The organism is Litchfieldia stipae (genome assembly GCF_014837155.1).
Classification (GTDB): domain Bacteria; phylum Bacillota; class Bacilli; order Bacillales; family Bacillaceae_L; genus Litchfieldia.
Window position 1 is genome coordinate 1 of sequence record NZ_JACYHA010000010.1, and the last position, 18,971, is coordinate 18,971.

Genomic DNA, 18,971 nt, shown 5'->3' on the forward strand with positions numbered 1-18,971 from the left:
CTATCATTTGATTCTTCGATATAACCCTTCAGTTCCATAAGGAACTGCCTAACCTTTACCAGAGTGATGTAACCATCCTCCATTTAAGCTAGGAACATTTCGCACAACTAACCTGCTCCTTTAGTTCAATAAGTTTCTCGATTCTTCTCTGCTCAATTCACATCCTGAACAGTCTTTTTTGGTTGTGCAAATAAACTTAACATCAAAGTAAAGCCAGTTACTATTCCAAAGACGTTATAAGAGGAAATTTTATAAATCCACAAGTTAATTAAGGAATCAATGAAAAAATCTGGATTACTGTAGAAGGCTGTTACAAGTATAGGGTAGATAAATGAAAGTAGCATACAGGGTAAAGCTACACACCAAAACAATGATGAATTGATATTGTATGACCACTTTTTTATAAAAAGAAGAGAGATATAGATTCCGAAGATTGTTGATACTAATGGTTTGGACCATAAAACAAGGACGTGATTAAAGGTTTCTTGAGCCGATAATCTTAGCTGCTCTTCAATATTAAAACTAACTATTGCTAATATGGTTAATCCGATAACCCAAAGTAATTTCGAAACATAATTCAACCACTTGCGTCTCTCCACTATTTCACCCGCCCCCATTATTTATTTCTTCTTCAACTAAACTGCCGCTTTAGTTCAATAAATTCAACAAAAAGGGCTTTAATTCCTTCCTGGATCAAAGCTCCCGTTAGCGAAAGAAGGCAGCTTAAATAATAAACCCTAATATCAATACCAGTATAAGTGTTCCAGTACCCTTCCAACCTAGACTACCCACTAAATCAGAGAGGTTATTTCCGTGAACACTACTAGAGGGATTGTTTAACTCTCTTTGCCTAACCTCTCTCGTCTTTCTACAGGCGTTTCAGCATCTTTTCTCATCCTAATCCCCCCCATAAAAAATAAACAAAACTTTATCAAGAAAAAATCATAATTTAGATTTTGTTTTCCATTTATGATAATAACCAATTACATAATACAGACAGAAAGCAATTGCTCCTAAACAAACTATATACAGTAACACGATATGCGACATTGAACCATTATGGGGTAAGAATAAGTCATAATTCATATAGAAAAATAAGAGTAGAATCCCCAATTTGAGAAGATATAGATAACATAAAACTAAATCATATCTCGGCTGATTTTTAAAAAAATGCTGATACACTACTCTTATTAAAACTACAGTAAAAAATAAAATAGTAAACCAAATAAGAACCGTTTCAAATATGTCAGGTTCCAATACAATTCCCTCCCTCATTTTTATGATATATATAATTTAATAATCCTGCCTCGTCAGTTTAAGTGAAACACTTCACAATATCATAAATCTTCATACTAAAATCATACCAGAAGATAACGAATTATTGTTTATAATTTCCACAATTATGGTAATCGTTGTTTCACAGTATACGTCTAATACGAAAAAGACCACCCTAGAAAGAGTGATCCCCTTACATTATTATTTAATTACAAATATTCTTGTACTGCGTAGTAAATAGATCTGTTGTTTTTTCTTCTTTCATATTCATCCTTAGGCTTTGATTGCTGAAGATTTTTATGAAACTAAAGATCCCATTATCCAAAAACATCAATCCATTAAGCTCTCATCTATATATACTTCCATTCCCTCTTCTTCCAGGCATTCACCAAAAAATTTAACTGCTTTCCGATAGTCATGGTTTAGTATATTCAAATCTTGGTCATCTGCATCATATACAGCCACTACAACATCATTTGCATAAAGATTAATATAATCATCTGATCCCTTTAATTGTGCCTCTATGCTGAATTCTTTGCCTTTCATTACTTCTTAATTTGACTTTAATGCCTTAGATACCAAGTCTTTAATTTCTTCCATTTATATAGCCCCCTATAGTTAGCTCTTTATAGGTTGTAACATAATAGAATGTTTATGTACAATTTAATTTTGATTGTTTTCTATGGGTTTAGCTTAACAACCTATTTTTTCTCACAGGCAACTGGAGACCAAAAGCCATCCTTTTTGATCACTACTTCCCCGTCTTTATCAAAGTTATCAAAGCATTTCTCTATAATGAGTTCATTTGCTTGATGATTCTTGTAAATCAGGTTAAATACTAAACCGCCTATCGTTAGAATAGCAATACTACCCAGTATTGCTAAAATCATATGTAATTTATTTTTGTTCAAGTATGCCCTCTCCCTTTATAATTTTTCCCTACCTATGGCTATTCCCAAAAGCAACAATCTTTAGAAAACAGCCTTGAAGCTTATACTTACTACAATAAATATGACTGAGAAAACTGAACAAACCTCTCGCATTGTTCTCCCCCTTATCAAGGGTCGAAATACTTAGGTCCGAACAAAAAAACTCAAGTAACATAACTACTGTGATTAATTTCATGTACAAGTGTTTGTAATGCGTTACCTTGATGTGAATTTTCCATACTTTTTTGGATGACATCTTTATTTTCATAGAGCTTATCTAATAACTCTTTTAACCTTTGATCATTCAGATTTTCTTCTTCCAAGGTAAGTGCGTATCCTTTTTCTTGGAATGCTTTTGCATTCAAAATTTGATCTCCTCGACTTTGCTCTAGTCCTAATGGAATGATTAACATCGGTATTTTTAGTGCTAAAAATTCAAAAATCGAATTTGCCCCCCCCTTGAAATCACAAAGTCAGTAGCAGCTAGAATATCAGCTAACTCTTCATGTATATATTCGAATTGACGGTATCCTGGTACAGATGAGAAATGTTGCTCTGTGTTATTTTTTCCACACAAATGAACAACTTGGTACTGTTTTGTAAACTGTTCTATTGAACCTCTGACAACCTCATTTATCTTTTTCGCTCCTAGACTTCCACCCATGATTGTTAGAATCGGACGTTTATCATCAAATCGGAGAAACTCTCTCCCTTTTTTAGCAGAACCTGTTACTATCTCTCTTCTTATAGGAGAACCTATCACTGTTGTTTTGTCTTCCGGAAAGAATTCCTTCGTCTCACTAAATGAAGTGAAGATCTTGGTTGCAAATCTAGTAGAGATTTTATTAGCCAACCCTGGGGTCATGTCACTTTCATGAATGAATATTGGTATTCCTAGTGATCTAGCGGCTATGATAACAGGGACGGATACAAATCCTCCTTTTGAAAAAATCAAATTTGGCTTCAATTTTTTTAGAACCGCTCTAGCCTCTGCACAGCCCTTAATTACCCTAAACATATCCACAACATTTTCAAAATCTATGTATCTCCTAAGCTTTCCACTACTAATCCCATAGTAAGGAATGTTTATCTTTTCAATTAATTCTTTTTCAATGCCTTTTTGGGAGCCAATATAATGAATATCCCAGTTCTTAAGCTCTGAGATTATCGCAATATTTGGTGTGACATGACCAGCGGAGCCTCCACCAGTAAAAACAATTTTCTTATTAGGCATATGTCCTCCTGAGTTTTCGGTTATTTGACTTCTATTATATTCCTGTAATCTTACTACTATTAAACACCACCATATAAGTGATGTAGATATATATTATTCTTCCATGTCTTCCGGAAACTGATATAGTACTGGTAGCTTAATTATTTCCTGTAGATTAATTATTTCATCAGTCATTAAATCCAATAGTTCATTATATCGTTCATTTGCTAATCTCTTAGCTTCATTCCCCTCCGTTCTTGACTCCCACTTGAGCTCGACAAATTTATGGTAGAAAACATGATCACCATAGACAATGTTATTGGTTACAAGAGTCAAAAATGAATGCTTTTGTTCTTTCGTTAGATCTGAGAAATTATGTGCTCCGTATTGATGCGTAAATTCAGCAATCAACGCATCAACGGGATGATATAAATTCAGTAGTCTTTCTTTAGAAGTTTGGATTAATAATTCTTCCTCTCTTATTCTACGTTGCTCAACAAGTGTTTGTTGAATGCTATTCTCTGAAGATTCAATTGTCTTTTTATGCCGTAATAGGTGATAGCACCAGCAATTAATCCACCTAGAACTGCGCCCCACAATGTTGCTAATGTGCTAATCCAAGTTTTTTCATCACCTGCTACTGGAAGAATACGAACGAACATTAAGAGATTAATCAGAATTGGCGTAAACACCGCAATCATAATTGCAGAAAACACAATCTTATTAATTTTTTTATCTAGTATAATATTAGTCACTTCAATTCCCCTCCTATGTATGTATCTCTGGCTAATTAAATATGATTTTTTCAACTTTTACATTGAACAATACGAACTATAAATAGAGAGTGTGTGAATTTGCTATACGATTATTGGTAAATCTTTTTAATTCTAATTTCTTTGAGCAAAAAACTAAATTCTTTCAGTCTATATTGCTTAGAATAGTCTACTAAAGACAATTTAATAGAATAAATAATAACAATAACTCCTAGAGCAATTAACGCCAGTTGGATAAATATAATTTGACTTGTTATAAAAAATTGAATAGCTAGCGGAATTAGTGAGATTATAACACCTTGAGAAAAACTTTTCTTTATACTTTCTTGGCTTATCGAATGACTTAGCTCATCTTTTATTAGTCCTTCTATTGTATGATTAATATTTTCATTGATTAAATCTATCCCCAGCCCATCTTTCACATTTTTTATAAACCTTTCGAGATTTCTGAGATTATATGTTTCGACACTACCATACTGCTTTTTTATAAGGGTACGATTCCATAACGAAGCAAAAAATACTGTAGTGAAATATATAATAAAAATAACAAACGCAATTAACAGATTTTTTGTTAAAAATACTCCTATTAAAATTGCTTCAAAAATTATTAAAATAATAAAAATGATAAACCATTTATTTATTATCACTCCATCAACAATAGTGTTATGAAACGAATATACCTTGTTGTATTCTTTTAATAGTTTATTTAACATTAATATCCCCCTTCGATTTCTGTTTAATTATTTCTACGTTATCCAAAACTATAAGTTTCATTAAAATAAGATGAAGAACCTTATTAGCTTTTTTATAAAACTATATAAAATTATAGTATATATGAAAAAGGATGTTCCCTAGCAATTGCTAGTGGAACATCCTTTTAAAATTAAATTCACTGATCATTGTTTATTTATACAAAATATCATCCCTAAGCGACCCAACTTTAGTTAAAGCCTGATCAATATCACCTTCACCCACACCAAAGTGAGCGAGGGCATCATGAAGATGTTTGACGATTGCATCAAAATGCTCTGGTTGAATGTTCATTCCTTCGTGCGCTTTTGCCATTGATTGGCCAGAATATTGCTTAGGACCTCCAAGGGCAAAGCTGATGAATTTTGTTTGATGTTGAATTTGTTTTTTCATATCAGTATGCTCAAAAAAGTGACTAACCGTCTCATCTTTCAGAACTAATTCTGAGTAGAAATACTCAACTACTTTGGCAATCGCTTCTTCTCCACCTAATTTTTCATATAATGTTTGTTCCATCTCCGAACACTCCTTTTCTTGAATTACTTCATTAATATTAGCAAGTTGTTCCAATTTCTATACTGTAACCTTTGCTCACATACAAGTATTATGGTTCAAACCAAGCTTCTACAATAAGCCTCAGACACCTTTTGGATTGCGTCTTTATTTTTAATCATGATCTCGCGTTGGCCCTTCATTTCAATCCAGCCTTCCTTCTGAAATTTGGACAGTTTTCGGCTCAGGCTTTCTGGGGTTAAGCCGATAATATTTGCCAAATCTGCCTTACGAATGTCTAATGAGAACCGTCCCTGTTCTTCCCTCCATTGTTGCAGAAGGACTGTGGCAATGCGTTGTTCTGCTTTTGGCATTTGCAGGATGGACACGAGCTCCTCCGTTTTTTTCAACCGCTGACTTAATTCCTTTAATAGCTTTAACGCTATTACTGGATATAGCTCCACAAGCTCCTGAACATGACGTTGTTCAATCACACAGACCTCTGTTGCTTCCAATGCTTCGATATTCCCAGTACATTCTCGTGCTTCAAAAAGTGAATATTCTCCAATGAACTCACCAGGCGATAGGATTCGTAGAATATGTTCCTCCCCAGACTCTAGAATTTCGTTTATTTTGACCTTCCCTGTATGGATAATGAGTAGCTTATCTAGCACTTCTCCCTCGATAAATAGTACGTCATCCTTACCAAATTTCTTAGGATAGGCTAGTCCTTCGATATGCTCCATTTCTCTAACGGAAAGCGTATTAAATATAGGTACTTTGTTCACACATGAGACCTTATTACCATGATGACTGCAAGCTTGTTTTGACTCGTCCATAAGTACCGTTCACCTTTCTTCCAAATTGTAATAGTCGAATAGCGTTTAGAATCACTACTAATACACTTATTTCATGAATCAGCATCCCGGCTGATAGAAAGATTTTTCCATATAAAACACCAAGTAGCAGTAGTACGACCGTCCCAACAGCCAATGCCATGTTCTGCTTCATGTTACGAATAGCCGCTTTTGCAAGAGCATATCCATAGCCAATTCGTTGTAGGTTATCACTCATAAGAACCACATCGGCTGTTTCAATCGCTATATCTGTACCCGCTGCCCCCATCGCAATTCCAAGATCTGCCATCGCTAGAGCTGGTGTATCATTAATCCCATCCCCAACCATTGCAACCCGGTAACCTGCTTCCTGCAGTTGTTTAATATGCGCTACCTTTTCTTCAGGTAACATTTCAGCATATACGTGATCAATTCCAAGCTGCTTGGCTACCTTCTCTGCTGTATATTTATTATCCCCTGTAAGGATCAGCGTTTTCTTTATCCCTAATTCCTTCAATTGCTGAATCGCTTCCACTGCCTCATGGCGCACCTGGTCGGCGATTGAAATATGTCCTTCAACATGGCCATCCACTGCAACAATGACCACGGTATTACCTAATAACTCCTGCTTTTCTATTTCTAGCTTTTGAGAGTGTGATAGTTCAATATTATGTTTCTCTATCAACTTCTTATTGCCAAGTATAACGAATCTCTGATGAAACTTTGTGACTATTCCATGACCTTTTTCAACTGTAAATTGGCCTGGTTTATTGACGAGCGATATCCCGCGAGCTTCCGCTTCCTTCACAATGGTTTTCCCAAGATGATGCTCTGATATTTGCTCAGCTTCAGCCGCAAGCTGAAGAAACGCCATCTTGTCCATATTATACGAAGTAATACTTGTGACAGTTGGTTTCCCTGCTGTTAACGTGCCCGTCTTATCAAAGACAACAACATCCACCTTTGCCAAGCTTTCGATCACTTCTCCTCCTTTCATCAATATCCCCTTCTTCGCTCCGTTCCCTATTCCTGAAACTAAGGAGACAGGTGCTGAAATGACGAGGGCGCCAGGGCAAGCAATGACAAGGAATGTTAAGGTCAATTCAATATTTCTCGTAATAAGAAACACAAGGATCGACATCATTAAGATCCCTGGCGTGTACAGATTCGCGAATTTCTCAATAAACTTTTGGGTTCTTGCCTTCGCTTCCTGAGCTTCCTCCACTAACTCAATGATTTTTGAAAAAGTGGTATCTTCTCCAACCTTTTCAGCGATAACCTCCATATATCCGTTATCCACCACCGTCCCGCTAAACACGTGATCATCTACTTTTTTCACGACTGGCACCGATTCTCCCGTAATCGTGGCTTCATTCATAAAGCCATGACCCGAAATCACCCTCCCATCCACCGCAACCTTTGTTCCTGATTGAAGCAGTATCCGATCCCCCACCAACACCTCTTCTATTGGTAAAATAAGCGACTTGCCCCCTCGTACGACAGTAGCAATCTGAGGAGCCATATCTACTAGAGACTTTAATGAATTCCTCGTTTTTTCTAATGATCGCAGCTCCAAATAAGCACCAAACAAGAACAAGAATGTCACAACCGCTGATTCCACATACTCCCCAATGAGAATCGCCCCAACCACGGCAATTGTGACCAGTAGCTCAATACTAAATGACTTCATCATAATCGATTGGATTGCCTTTTTAGCAATCGACCAACCCGCAATACCTGTAGCAGTAAGTAGCATGACCTCCTGCAAAACCAACAAACCAAGCTGATGAAATAGAAATGCAGCAACCAATAATGTTCCTGAACCAATCACTAGATGTATTTTTTTTATCTTCCCCATTGGAATATCCCTTCTTTTTTCTAAAAGGCTGATTTCTGGAAGTATATTGTTTTTGAGACATAGATTAATTGATGAAAAGTATATAGCAGCCTGAATACACGGAGACTCCCGTGGGATGCGTGTTGCCCCACAGGACGCGGAGTGTATTCAGGCTGCGGCTTCAAAATCAACATTCATACGAAACAGCCTTCTAAAAAAAGCATCATTTTACAACCGTATATCCTAGCTTCTCAATGATTGACCTAACACCATCAGCATTTATAATCGTTTCATCACAGGTCGCCTTCACCTTGTTAGAATGAAACAACACTCTCGCCTCGTCTATTCCGCTTTGCTTATTTAATGTGTTCTCTATTTTCTTAATACACGACGGACAACTAAGGTCCTCCAACTGAAATTGGACTTTGATCATCACTCATCTCTCCTTTATGCTTTGATGAGTTTAGTATAATTTCATTCAACACGAGAAACCTTGATTATAATCAATTTTTGCTAAATGAATTTCAACAAAAAAACGCTCCTTACAAAATGTAAGAAACGTTCGTATTTATTCCACCACTGTAAATGCCGGTAGCGGATCATTAAATAAGCTCCAGTCCATCTCCATTTCTTCATCAGTTAACAAGCACTTGTCTAACGAAGCTTCAATCTCCTCTCGATTCATATCAATTCCGATAAGAACGAGCTCATTCAATCGATCACCAAATTCTTCATCCCAATTTTCTAGTAAATCAGGTTCTTCACTTAGAATTTGATTTCTTTGCTGTTCAGGATAAGCTGCCAGCCATTCACCTGCTCCTTGTAGCATGATGGAAGTACCCGCTTGAGAGAGTAAGCCTGTCAGATCATTTCGTGTTGGTAGCCAAAAGAAGCCTTTTGCACGAACGACATCTACCGGCCAATTCTCTAACCATTGCAGCCATCGTTCTGGGTGAAATGGTTTTCTCCTGCGATAGACAAAGGATGAGATGCCATATTCCTCTGTTTCTGGAATATGTTCTTCTGTTAATTCCTTAATCCATCCTGCCCCCTGACTTGCCTCTTCAAAATCAAATAAGTTCGTATCTAAGATGTCATCTAATGCAACCTGTGCATGAGTACTTTCAATGATTCTTGCATCTGGATTGAGCTTGTGAAGAACCGCTTTTAGCTCCTGAGCACTCTCTTCATCTACTAAATCCATTTTGTTTAACACCAACACATTCGCAAATTCTATTTGATCGATTAATAGATCCACCACTTCTCGCGTGTCCGTCTCATCTGTCCCCTGCTTTCGATCTAGAAGACTTTCACCTGATGAGAAATCATGCCAAAAGCGATTTGCATCAACAACGGTTACCATCGTATCCAGTCTGCAAGTTTCAGATAAATTAATTCCCACGCTCTCATCCACGTATGTAAAGGTTTGAGCTACAGGAATCGGCTCCGAGATTCCCGATGATTCAATCAAAATATAATCAATATCCCCCGCTTGAACGAGCTTTTCCACCTCAATCATCAAGTCTTCTCTTAATGTGCAGCAGATGCATCCATTCTGAAGCTCAACTAATTTTTCATCCGTCCGAGAAAAACCACCTTGCTTAACCATCGTCGCATCAATATTCACTTCACTCATATCGTTTACAATCACGGCAATTTTTTTATCCTCACGATTGTTTAACACATAATTTAATAATGTTGTTTTCCCTGAACCTAAATATCCACTCAGCACTGTTACTGGTATTTTTCTAGTCAATTCCTTCACCTCTTTTAATAAATAGTAACCATTACGATTTATATAGTAAAAAAATGCTTCCATTTCTCATTTTATCAACCTTTAAATCGTAATTGTTACGATTAACATCATAATCAATCTTTATCTAAATTGCAAGTCATTTTAATTAAAAGATGATCAGTAGGGTTATTGAAGGTGTTTGTCGAATTAATATATACGCAAATTGGAAAAGGAGGAAAATCACCTTGGATCCCGTTGAAGGTTTTGAAATCAAAATGGCTACAATCCACGATAGTATGGCCATTATTAAAATATTAAAACAGATCGCTCAATGGATGAAAGATCATGATATTAACCAATGGAGATTTCTATTAGCTGGAGGTGATGATGAAGAAATTGAACAAGCCATCATAAATCAAGAAACCTACATTGTTTTAAAAGATAACGATATTGTGGCTACGTTCACACTATTATCTACACAAAGTGAATGGGATCAGCATATTTGGGGAAAAGAAACTTCTTCAACATCACTTTATATACATAGACTTGCCATCATTCCTCCTTATATGAAGAAAGGATTAGGCAAAAGACTATTGAACTGGATACAAGACCATGCAAGTGATTACGAATATCTGAGGTTAGATTGTGTATCAGAAAATAGGAAACTGAATACCTTTTACAAGGACAATGACTTTGAACTTATTGGTGTTACTGACGGTCATAGTAAATATCAAAAGAGGATAAAAAAGAATTAGAAATTCATAAAAAATGCTTGGAGTTTATTATGCTCTAAGCATTTTTCGAATGCTGAGTAATTCAAAATCAGACGTTAATGAGATCCTTTCTGACAACTCATCCAAAAGCAAATAACCGCAATAAGACTACAAACATACGGAATGGTAGCGTATCCCCAGTAAGTAATAATCGTGCCACCAACTAACGAGCCAAGCGAGATTCCCCCATAAAGTGCCGTAATATTCCACGCCATCACCACTCCACGTTCCCTTGGATATTCAGCAGATAACCTTGCTTGGTATGCGGCATACCCAATATAGCCAAGGAGTGACCATATAAATAGTAGAAAATAAATCAAATAATCCGTCGAGAATAAGAACCCAATCCCAACAAGTGGAAAAGGTAGACAAAGCAGGAACGCGATCGAAATCTTCCTTTCTCCAAACCGATCGCTTAATCTGCCACCTATCAGACTACCAAACACCGCTCCAACTCCATAAAAAGTAACAGCGTAGGCAATTTCAGCTGTTGTAAATCCATTCTCGCTATACAGAGCCGCCCCTAAGTATACATAAAGAGCATACATCGCAATCGCCCAAAGCGTGATCACACTTACTGATCCTAGTATTCTAACCAGATTTCCACCTAGTAGCTTTCTAGTTGTTTCCGCTTTCGGCAGGTTTCTCCAAGCTATATAATTAACGATCGCAAGAATAGCACCACAACCGGCTAATACGATAAAAACAGACCGCCACCCAAGATAATATTCTAGCAAAGTCCCCAATGGAGCCCCTGCCCACAGTGCATTTAAATGCCCTGAAATCACAATCGAAATCCATGTCCCCCTCCGATTTGAAGGAGCGATTTCTCCAATAATCGCATAAATCAAAGGCGTAATCATCGCAACAGACAAACCAGCTACAACCCGACTTACAAGGAGACAGAAAAAAGAAGGAGCAATCGCTGTTAGCACATTCGAAACAGCAAACATTAATAAGCCAATCGTAATTAAGACCCTTCTCCCTTTTTTATCTGAAAGCCATCCAAAGAAAGGGGCCGCGAAAGCATAGGTAATCGCAAACACAGAAACCATCCACCCCGTCTTCGCAGAGCTCACATCATACGCTTCTGAGATGAATGGCAATAAAGGAGACACAACAAATAAATCCACACCCATGACAAACAACGTCATCCAACCAACGGCCAAACTAACTCTCCCCTGCAGCACCACGACATCCCCTTAAGAATCATAATCCTTATATGTATATTAAATTGGGGCTGAGAAAGTTAATGGTTTCTGGGAGGGGATTGAGGAAATAGAATTTGGATAGAACATGTGCATATAATCATAGATTTTTCCTGTTAGACTAGCCAATAAGACAGTATATGAGATACTAACCACTGATTTGTTTGGGCACTCCTATTGGACAAGACATTAGCTTTTTATCAGCGTTCTGTCCTGTTGCGCGCTCCAATTGGACAAGACATTAGCTTTTTATAAACGTTTTGTCCTGTCTGGCCCCCCAACTGGACAGCACATTTACTTTTAATTATCGTTTTGTCCTATTGGGCTCTCCAACTGGACAAAGACATAAGCTTTTTATCATCGGTTTGTCCTGTTGGTCACTCCTACTGGACAGCACATTTGCTTTTTATCATCGTTTTGTCTTGTTGGGCATTCCTATAGGACAGCACATATGCTTTTTATCATCGTTTTGTCCTGTTGGGCACTCCTACTGGACAAGACATTTGCTTTTTATCAGCGTTCTGTCCTGTTGGGCGCTCCTATTGGACAAGACATTTGCTTTTTATCAGGGTTTTGTCCTGTTGGGCGCTCCTATTGGACAGCACATTAGTTTTTTATCAGCGTTTTGTCCTGTTAGGCGCTCCTATTGGACAGCACATTTGCTTTTTATCATCTTTCTGTCCTTTTGGGCTCTCCAATTGGACAGCACATTTGCTTTTTATCAGTGTTTTGTCCTGTTGGGCACTCCTATTGGACAACACATTAGCTTTTTATCATTGTTTTGTACTGTTAGGCACTCCTACTTGCCAAGACATTTGCTTTTTATCAGCGTTTTGTCCTGTTGGGCTCTCCCACTGGACAGTTCAAAAGCTATTTATCATCGTTCTGTCCTGTTGGGCACTCCTACTGGACAAGACATTTGCTTTTTATCATCGTTCTGTCCTGTTGGGCTCTCCTATTGGACAAGACATTTGCTTTTTTTCAGCGTTTTGTCCTGTTGGGCTCTCCTACTGGACAAGACATTTGCTTTTTTTCAGCGTTTTGTCCTGTTGGGCTCTCCTATTGGACAAAACATTAGCTTTTTATCATCTTTCTGTCCTATTGGGCACTCCAATCGGACAGAACATAAGCTGTTCATCATCGTTTTGTCCTGTTAAGCACGCCAATTGGACAGCACATTTACTTTTCATCATCGTTTTGACCTGTTAAGCACTCCTATTGGACAGTACATAAGCTGTTCATCATCGTTTTGTCCTGTTAAGCACGCCAATTGGACAGCACATTTACTTTTCATCATCGTTTTGTCCTGTTAAGCACTCCAATTGGACAGTACATAAGCTGTTCATCATCGTTTTGTCCCGTTAGGCTACCCAACTGGACAGCACAAGAGCAATTACTCATTGAGTTGTCCAGTTAGCTTCTCACACAGAAAATCCTTTAATTAAGCGCCCCATAAATCACATTACGCAACCTCGGCTGATGAATCTCTTCGAAATTAGGTAGCATCTGCTGCATGTAGACGGCAGAAATCTTTTCCTTTGGATCAACCAGCATCCACGTTCCAGCCATGCCGCACCAGCCAAATTCCCCTATCGAGCTGTTACTCCCATTTAAAGCTGGATTCATCATCGTTCTCACACCAAGCCCGTATCCATAGCCCTTTAGGTAGGACCAAGTATAATCGGCATGCTGCTCTGGTGTTAATTGGTTAGTAGCCATGAACTCAACGGTTTTTCTACCTAGAATTCGAGCACCATCCAACTCCCCGCCATTTGCTAGCATATGAGTGAAGCGGCTAAAGTCCCCAAGAGTTGATAACAATCCCGCCCCTCCACTTTCAAAGGTAGCCTCTTCTTGATAATCCTCATCCATCACTGTATTTTTCGTTAACTCGCCGTTCTCACTCCGATTATACAAGCTGCAAAGGCGATGTTTTTTCTCCTCTGGGATACGGAAGAACGTGTCCTCCATTCCTAGTGGAGTAAAGATTTCTTCTTCCAGATATTCACCAAACCTTTTTCCGGAAATCACTTCGATTAAGGCACCGAGCACATCATGACTTAACCCATAACGCCATCTCGATCCCGGATCAAAGGCTAAGGGAATCGCAGCCAATGCTTTTGAAAGCTCCCTAACTGTTATTTTTCCACCTTGCTCTTCCCTCAAAGCAGTTAGAGTTCGTTTCACCTCGCGTGCTGGCTCATCGCCATCACCACCGTAGGATAACCCAGAGGTCATGGTAAAAAGATCTCGAATCTGAATAGATCGAGTGGTAGGAGCTTTCACTACTTCTCCGTTCTCATTTTTATCAAAATACGTGAGATTCTTAAATTCCGGCAAATATTCTTCTAATGGATCATCAAGGAGAAATAATCCCCGTTCATATAACATCAGGGCAGCCGTACACGTGACCACCTTCGACATCGAATAAATGCGATAAATTGTATCTTGATCGATCGCCTTTTCCGATTCCACATCGGCTACCCCAACATAATCCTCAAAAACCGTTTTTCCTTGATGTGTCACCGACAACGTACAACCAGCTGGTCCCTTCTCTACAAAGCTTCTTAATAACGGACGTAATTTATCTAAGCCTTCCACGATAATCTCCCCTTTTTACCTAAGTTTGAATATATATCTATAAATTCGACGTTTAAGTGGCAGTCCCTTCAAGACTATGAATCAACTTCATACTTATAGGAAAGCAGTATGTTCTCAAGTAATAGGACATATGATAGACTTATTTTATCTGAATTTACAAAATAATCCACTGAAGCTGGGAGTGAAGAACGCTTGTTGTTTCAAAATGATCGTTTAAAAGTACGAAAATTAGAGGAACAGGACAAGAGCCTTTTAGTGAAATGGCTCTCTGACCCTGCTGTTCTTGAATTTTATGAAGGAAGAGATAACCCTTTTGATCTAGAAAAAGTAAATCGTGTTTTTTATCACTCCGAAGACAATGAAGTTAGATGCATAATCGAGTTTGATCAAAAGGCAATAGGTTATATTCAATACTATCCATTAGATGAGCAATCAAAAAAGGAATATGGTTTCAGTAATGAAATCATTTATGGAATAGATCAGTTTATTGGTGAAGTAGAATATTGGAATAAAGGAATTGGAACATTGCTTATCACATCTATGATTACTTTTTTACTGACGGATAAAAAAACAGATCGAATAGTGATGGACCCTCAGATTAGAAATACAAGAGCTCTAAAATGTTATGAAAAATGTGGTTTTAAAAAGGTCAAAATCCTTCCAAAGCACGAGCTTCATGAAGGAAAATATCAAGATTGTTGGCTAATTGAATACCAAATGAATTCGATCTAAAATCATTTTTGAAGGATTAAAAGAGCTTGAAAAAAACCTAAGTAGTTCAGTTTTGAAGTAGCAAAACTGAACTCCCAAGGTTAATATCAAAATAAATCGCATACTTTTAGACAACTAAATCTCAAGTTAAACCTAATCAATCTTATTATTTGGTATTGGGGGTTCAGATTTTTCATCATTAATTTTCCAAGTCCCATCTTCATCTATTAGCTTGTACTTACTAGAGAGTATATATCCTGGGTAGTCAGGATTAGTATAATTCAAAGTTATCGTTTTGCACTCAAATTGTTTAGTTTGTCGTGATGTCTTGGTGTCCATCTGTTCAGGGAAGGTACATGAACTAATTCCCTCTGTCTTTTCTACCACCTTCTCAAGTTTTTCTGGCTTTTTCTTTAATGAAACCTCTCTTATTTGGGCAATAAACTCATTGATACTCATTCCAAACATCCTCTTAATATCTTCTTTATAGCCAGATGAATATAATTGATATAACAACTCAAGTTCATTTTGTTCACGAGATTCAAAGATCAGTCCAATGGTTTCTTTGGCTGTCAAAGGGTTTGAGCTGGGTAAAATAGTCGGGGTAGAAGTGATTTCTAAAATATACCATCGTCTTTCTCTATTGTTTTGTTTTAACAGCATTTCTCCATTAACCTCTATAGGTCTATCTAGGATATCTATTGCTTGGTAACTGAAAGCAACCACTGCATCATTTTCCGATTCCGAAACTACGTTTACACTCTCAAATTCTACTGTTTTTTCCTTATGGAATAGACGTGTTATGTCATTTTGTTCATCAGCAAGTTGATTATTTATAAATTCGGGATGTAATAATTCATGAACATCTTGTTTATTGTATGCCACTTGAAAGTTAGTTACGGTGCTTATCGGTGAAAGATTAGGTGGCTTTTCTACTAAAAAGTGTGTTGCCACAATTACCATAACAATGATGAATGAACCAATTATTAATTCCCTCACCTTCACCCTCCCCACTCCTTTATACACTCTTGAAAATTCATTAAGTTGCCTTTGTTCTTCAGAAAACTTAGAAATAAGCTCATTTTTAACACTAACTAGCCCCATCCACCACATCAATCTTAAGGACAATCTTCGTTTTCTCAAGATACGTAATCTGATACGTTTTACCACGCTGAATCGTAAATGGCTCCCAATAGAGCGTCAAATCTCCTTCGTCTGTTTCAAGTGCCGTTAAGTTTGTATGCATATTCGGACCATAGACATCCTTTACATACAGCTCCTTCACAATCCAATCGCCTTCGTGATAATCGTTGATGGCCGCACTTTGCGTAATGACTTCTTGGCTACTGAAGCGAACGAGCCACGTGCAAAATACCAATAGACAGACACCAAATGTGGCAATCATCACGACTTTCGTCCGCTTTACTTTATGTGGATTTTTGAAGGTGATGACTGCACATAGATACAGGAAGAACGCGCAAAAGCATAATGCTCCAAGATACAGGCCCGCCCCACCAAGTAGTTCAAACCAGAGAACATATGTAAAATCAGGATAAAACAACTCCCGCAAGAAAAGAAATGCGGCTCCAATCAAGATAAAAACGATCGCTGCTCCCAGAAAAACATAAGCGATTCTCATTCGTTTCTGATCCTTTTCTGTTTCAATCTTCCTAGCTACATGTTGCTTTCTCCCCATAACAATCACCTGCCACTTCATTAGGATATGTATAGATATCTACGTATTAGTGACATCAAAGGTTTCCTTTTTAATTATCGATAAACCTGCCAAACAATCATCCAAGCTATTAATAGAATCATAGTAATTACTGACATGATATAGCCTGTTTTCTGCCACTTAGTTAAGAGGGCTTTTTTCATTCGCACAAGGAGTAGTACCAATGAAACCACTGCACTTGCCGTCAATACATAATTCAAGCCAAAATGAAGATACAGCTCAGAGTAAGCTCGGTTTGAATTGGTTAACATTCGAATCGCTAACACCACAATATTGATGATGATCCCTGTTCCAGAGAGAGTTAATAGGACATTCCATTTTGATAGCTTAGTAGATTTCTTCTTTCTATTTACAATCGCACGTACCAACAGAACGAACGGTGCAATTAGAAAATAGAGCAAACACACGATAAAAATCACTAACGTCGCTGTCAACCATGCCTGACTCTTATCCATTGGAAGATAATCTGCATAGGTGGTAGAAATCTGTTTAACCACTCCATCGTTCACATGAAAATACATGATCTGATTTGGAATAAATGCAGGGTTCCCATCTGTTAATTGATAGACATATGGACTTGTTTGACGATAATTCGCTTTGTACCCTGAAGCATTGATTTCAATTTCCTGATCGTTAACAGCCGATATGTCTAGAGGAATGAAATAATAGTAATAGAGATTAATAAACCCATCCATCATGCGACGCGAGGATAAATAAGTTCCCTCCACTTCACTTGTACTAGGGAGATTTTCTTCAACCGTAAATTCTTTTTCACCCACTAATTCACTCACCAAACCAAACAGAAGGTTCCCCTCTCCAGCCTGATTTGTTAACACAACCACCCCGAAATTCTCCTCAGGGACAATATGAAAATTAGTCGAAAAGGCAACAGTGTTCCCTGAATGTGTCAGACCGCGATACTTCCCAGCATATTCCCAAAAACCGTGTGCAATACCAGGGACATCCTCATTCACTGAATAACTGGTCGACAGCATCTCATGCAAGGTTTGATCCTGTTCAAATAATGGAGTGTGCTGCCCCTCTCCTGGCATCAACGCCATCGCAAACCGCGCCAAATCTTCCGCTGTCCCGTTCATCCCACCACTCGGATACATCGGAATATAGAACGGAACTGATTCATCAAATGTTGACCAATCTAGCATCGTATAACCTTTCGTCTTGTTCTCAATGATATCTGGATCATCCTCGATTAGTAAATTTGTCGTTGATTGGTTCATATCTATCTTTGAAAAAATATGCTCCTCCACATACTCATGAAACGGCTCCCCTGTTAACTGCTCCACAATATATGCAGCCAATGAGGTCGAGTAATTCGAATACGCAACAACTTCTCCAGGTCTGTACACCTGATTCGGCTCTGTTAATTTTAACGTTTCCTCCAATGTTGTCATCTCAGGAGAAGGCATCAGCAAATCAAAGATCCGGTCCTCAAACCCTGCCGTATGATGCATTAATTCAAGCATGGTAATGGGTTCATCATAGTTCAATTTCGTTAAAATTCCGTCTGGTAAATAAACACTGATATCCTCGTTCAAATCGATTAACCCCTGCTCAACCAGCTGCATAACAGACGTCCAAACGAAGAGCTTTGTCACCGACCCCCATTCCATCACTGACGTGTCCGGCTCAACCACCACTTCACTCGCGATATCTCCATACCCATATCCTTTTGAAAAAATGATTTCTTGATCCTTAACAATCACAATACTCGCACCAGCAACCGAATGGCCGATATGTTCTTTGACATACTCATCAACAAACTCCTCTAAATCCTCCACCTGAATCCCTGAAGGAGTTGTCATCTCAGTTGCTGAAAAAGCTCTTGGAGTAAATAAAAAAGATAGACTTATAAAAATAAGAAGCATTAACCCTACATTTGTTTGTTTTATCATTAGTTTCTCCTAACTATTCCTTGTTTTCGAAGAATACGGATCTATGTATAAGTCTTGGTTGAATGTTCAAAAGAGTACATTAATTATATCAAACTTCTGAGGGAAAAATATCCAATCTTAAGATTCAATCGTGACTTTACAAAATTTTCACATTTTAAAAATCAACTTTCTTTCTCCCTTTGCCATTTCG

General features: G+C 37.8%; 18 protein-coding genes and 2 pseudogenes. 2 read left to right on the forward strand and 18 right to left on the reverse strand.

From position 1 onward, the window contains the following. Positions 1–152: 152 nt before the first annotated feature. The 13 genes and pseudogenes from F7888_RS12620 to F7888_RS12675 all read right to left on the reverse strand — a co-directional run bounded on the left by F7888_RS12620 (position 153) and on the right by F7888_RS12675 (position 9,861). Positions 153–599, reverse strand: a complete 447-nt coding sequence (locus F7888_RS12620; RefSeq protein WP_191780003.1) for a hypothetical protein — start codon at positions 597–599, stop codon at positions 153–155. 124 nt (positions 600–723) lie between these two features. Continuing rightward, positions 724–804: pseudogene (locus F7888_RS22950) on the reverse strand (DUF6366 family protein); the annotation flags it as partial. Positions 805–1,605: 801 nt separating this feature from the next. Beyond that, entirely contained in the window at positions 1,606–1,821 is a 216-nt protein-coding gene (locus F7888_RS12625) for a hypothetical protein (protein WP_191780005.1), read from the reverse strand. A 155-nt stretch (positions 1,822–1,976) separates the two neighbouring features. Next, a complete protein-coding gene (locus F7888_RS12630) occupies positions 1,977–2,186 on the reverse strand; it encodes a hypothetical protein (protein ID WP_191780007.1) in 210 nt (69 codons plus the stop codon). A 182-nt stretch (positions 2,187–2,368) separates the two neighbouring features. Next, a pseudogene (locus F7888_RS12635) lies at positions 2,369–3,438 on the reverse strand (undecaprenyldiphospho-muramoylpentapeptide beta-N-acetylglucosaminyltransferase). Between the two features lie 93 nt (positions 3,439–3,531). Next, positions 3,532–3,828 (reverse strand): hypothetical protein, encoded by a 297-nt coding sequence (locus tag F7888_RS12640; RefSeq protein ID WP_191780009.1) that lies wholly within the window; start codon positions 3,826–3,828, stop codon positions 3,532–3,534. A gap of 68 nt (positions 3,829–3,896) precedes the next feature. Further along, positions 3,897–4,172: a hypothetical protein gene (locus F7888_RS12645; protein ID WP_191780011.1), complete on the reverse strand. Its 276-nt coding sequence runs from the start codon at positions 4,170–4,172 to the stop codon at positions 3,897–3,899. Between the two features lie 110 nt (positions 4,173–4,282). Beyond that, positions 4,283–4,903 (reverse strand): hypothetical protein, encoded by a 621-nt coding sequence (locus F7888_RS12650; RefSeq protein ID WP_191780013.1) that lies wholly within the window; start codon positions 4,901–4,903, stop codon positions 4,283–4,285. Positions 4,904–5,093: 190 nt separating this feature from the next. Continuing rightward, complete coding sequence (locus F7888_RS12655; RefSeq protein ID WP_191780015.1) at positions 5,094–5,456, reverse strand: group I truncated hemoglobin; 363 nt, start codon at positions 5,454–5,456, stop codon at positions 5,094–5,096. Positions 5,457–5,551: 95 nt separating this feature from the next. Then, entirely contained in the window at positions 5,552–6,271 is a 720-nt protein-coding gene (locus F7888_RS12660; RefSeq protein WP_191780017.1) for a Crp/Fnr family transcriptional regulator, read from the reverse strand. Continuing rightward, the gene (locus tag F7888_RS12665; protein ID WP_191780019.1) at positions 6,234–8,126 is read right to left on the reverse strand and encodes a heavy metal translocating P-type ATPase; all 1,893 of its coding nucleotides are present in this window, start codon (positions 8,124–8,126) and stop codon (positions 6,234–6,236) included. Before F7888_RS12665 ends, F7888_RS12660 begins: the two co-directional genes overlap by 38 nt. A 202-nt stretch (positions 8,127–8,328) precedes the next feature. Next, complete coding sequence (locus F7888_RS12670; RefSeq protein WP_191780021.1) at positions 8,329–8,538, reverse strand: heavy-metal-associated domain-containing protein; 210 nt, start codon at positions 8,536–8,538, stop codon at positions 8,329–8,331. Between the two features lie 135 nt (positions 8,539–8,673). Continuing rightward, positions 8,674–9,861: a GTP-binding protein gene (locus F7888_RS12675; protein ID WP_225228785.1), complete on the reverse strand. Its 1,188-nt coding sequence runs from the start codon at positions 9,859–9,861 to the stop codon at positions 8,674–8,676. 224 nt (positions 9,862–10,085) lie between these two features. Here F7888_RS12675 and F7888_RS12680 point away from each other — a divergent pair, with 224 nt between their 5' ends. Next, complete coding sequence (locus F7888_RS12680; protein WP_191780025.1) at positions 10,086–10,595, forward strand: GNAT family N-acetyltransferase; 510 nt, start codon at positions 10,086–10,088, stop codon at positions 10,593–10,595. Positions 10,596–10,669: 74 nt separating this feature from the next. Here F7888_RS12680 and F7888_RS12685 read toward each other — a convergent pair whose 3' ends face one another. Beyond that, entirely contained in the window at positions 10,670–11,803 is a 1,134-nt protein-coding gene (locus tag F7888_RS12685; RefSeq protein ID WP_318246276.1) for an MFS transporter, read from the reverse strand. Positions 11,804–13,258: 1,455 nt separating this feature from the next. Further along, the gene (locus F7888_RS12690; RefSeq protein ID WP_191780028.1) at positions 13,259–14,422 is read right to left on the reverse strand and encodes a serine hydrolase domain-containing protein; all 1,164 of its coding nucleotides are present in this window, start codon (positions 14,420–14,422) and stop codon (positions 13,259–13,261) included. A gap of 192 nt (positions 14,423–14,614) precedes the next feature. On the opposite strand from F7888_RS12690, the gene F7888_RS12695 reads away from it, so the two are divergent. Then, entirely contained in the window at positions 14,615–15,154 is a 540-nt protein-coding gene (locus tag F7888_RS12695; protein WP_191780030.1) for a GNAT family N-acetyltransferase, read from the forward strand. 132 nt (positions 15,155–15,286) lie between these two features. On the opposite strand, the gene F7888_RS12700 is transcribed toward F7888_RS12695, so the two are convergent. From F7888_RS12700 to F7888_RS12710, 3 genes are all read right to left on the reverse strand, one after another. Further along, positions 15,287–16,132 (reverse strand): hypothetical protein, encoded by an 846-nt coding sequence (locus F7888_RS12700; protein ID WP_191780032.1) that lies wholly within the window; start codon positions 16,130–16,132, stop codon positions 15,287–15,289. A gap of 91 nt (positions 16,133–16,223) precedes the next feature. Further along, positions 16,224–16,829 (reverse strand): hypothetical protein, encoded by a 606-nt coding sequence (locus tag F7888_RS12705; protein WP_191780035.1) that lies wholly within the window; start codon positions 16,827–16,829, stop codon positions 16,224–16,226. A gap of 74 nt (positions 16,830–16,903) precedes the next feature. Beyond that, a complete protein-coding gene (locus F7888_RS12710; RefSeq protein ID WP_191780037.1) occupies positions 16,904–18,781 on the reverse strand; it encodes a serine hydrolase domain-containing protein in 1,878 nt (625 codons plus the stop codon). Positions 18,782–18,971: the final 190 nt, after the last annotated feature.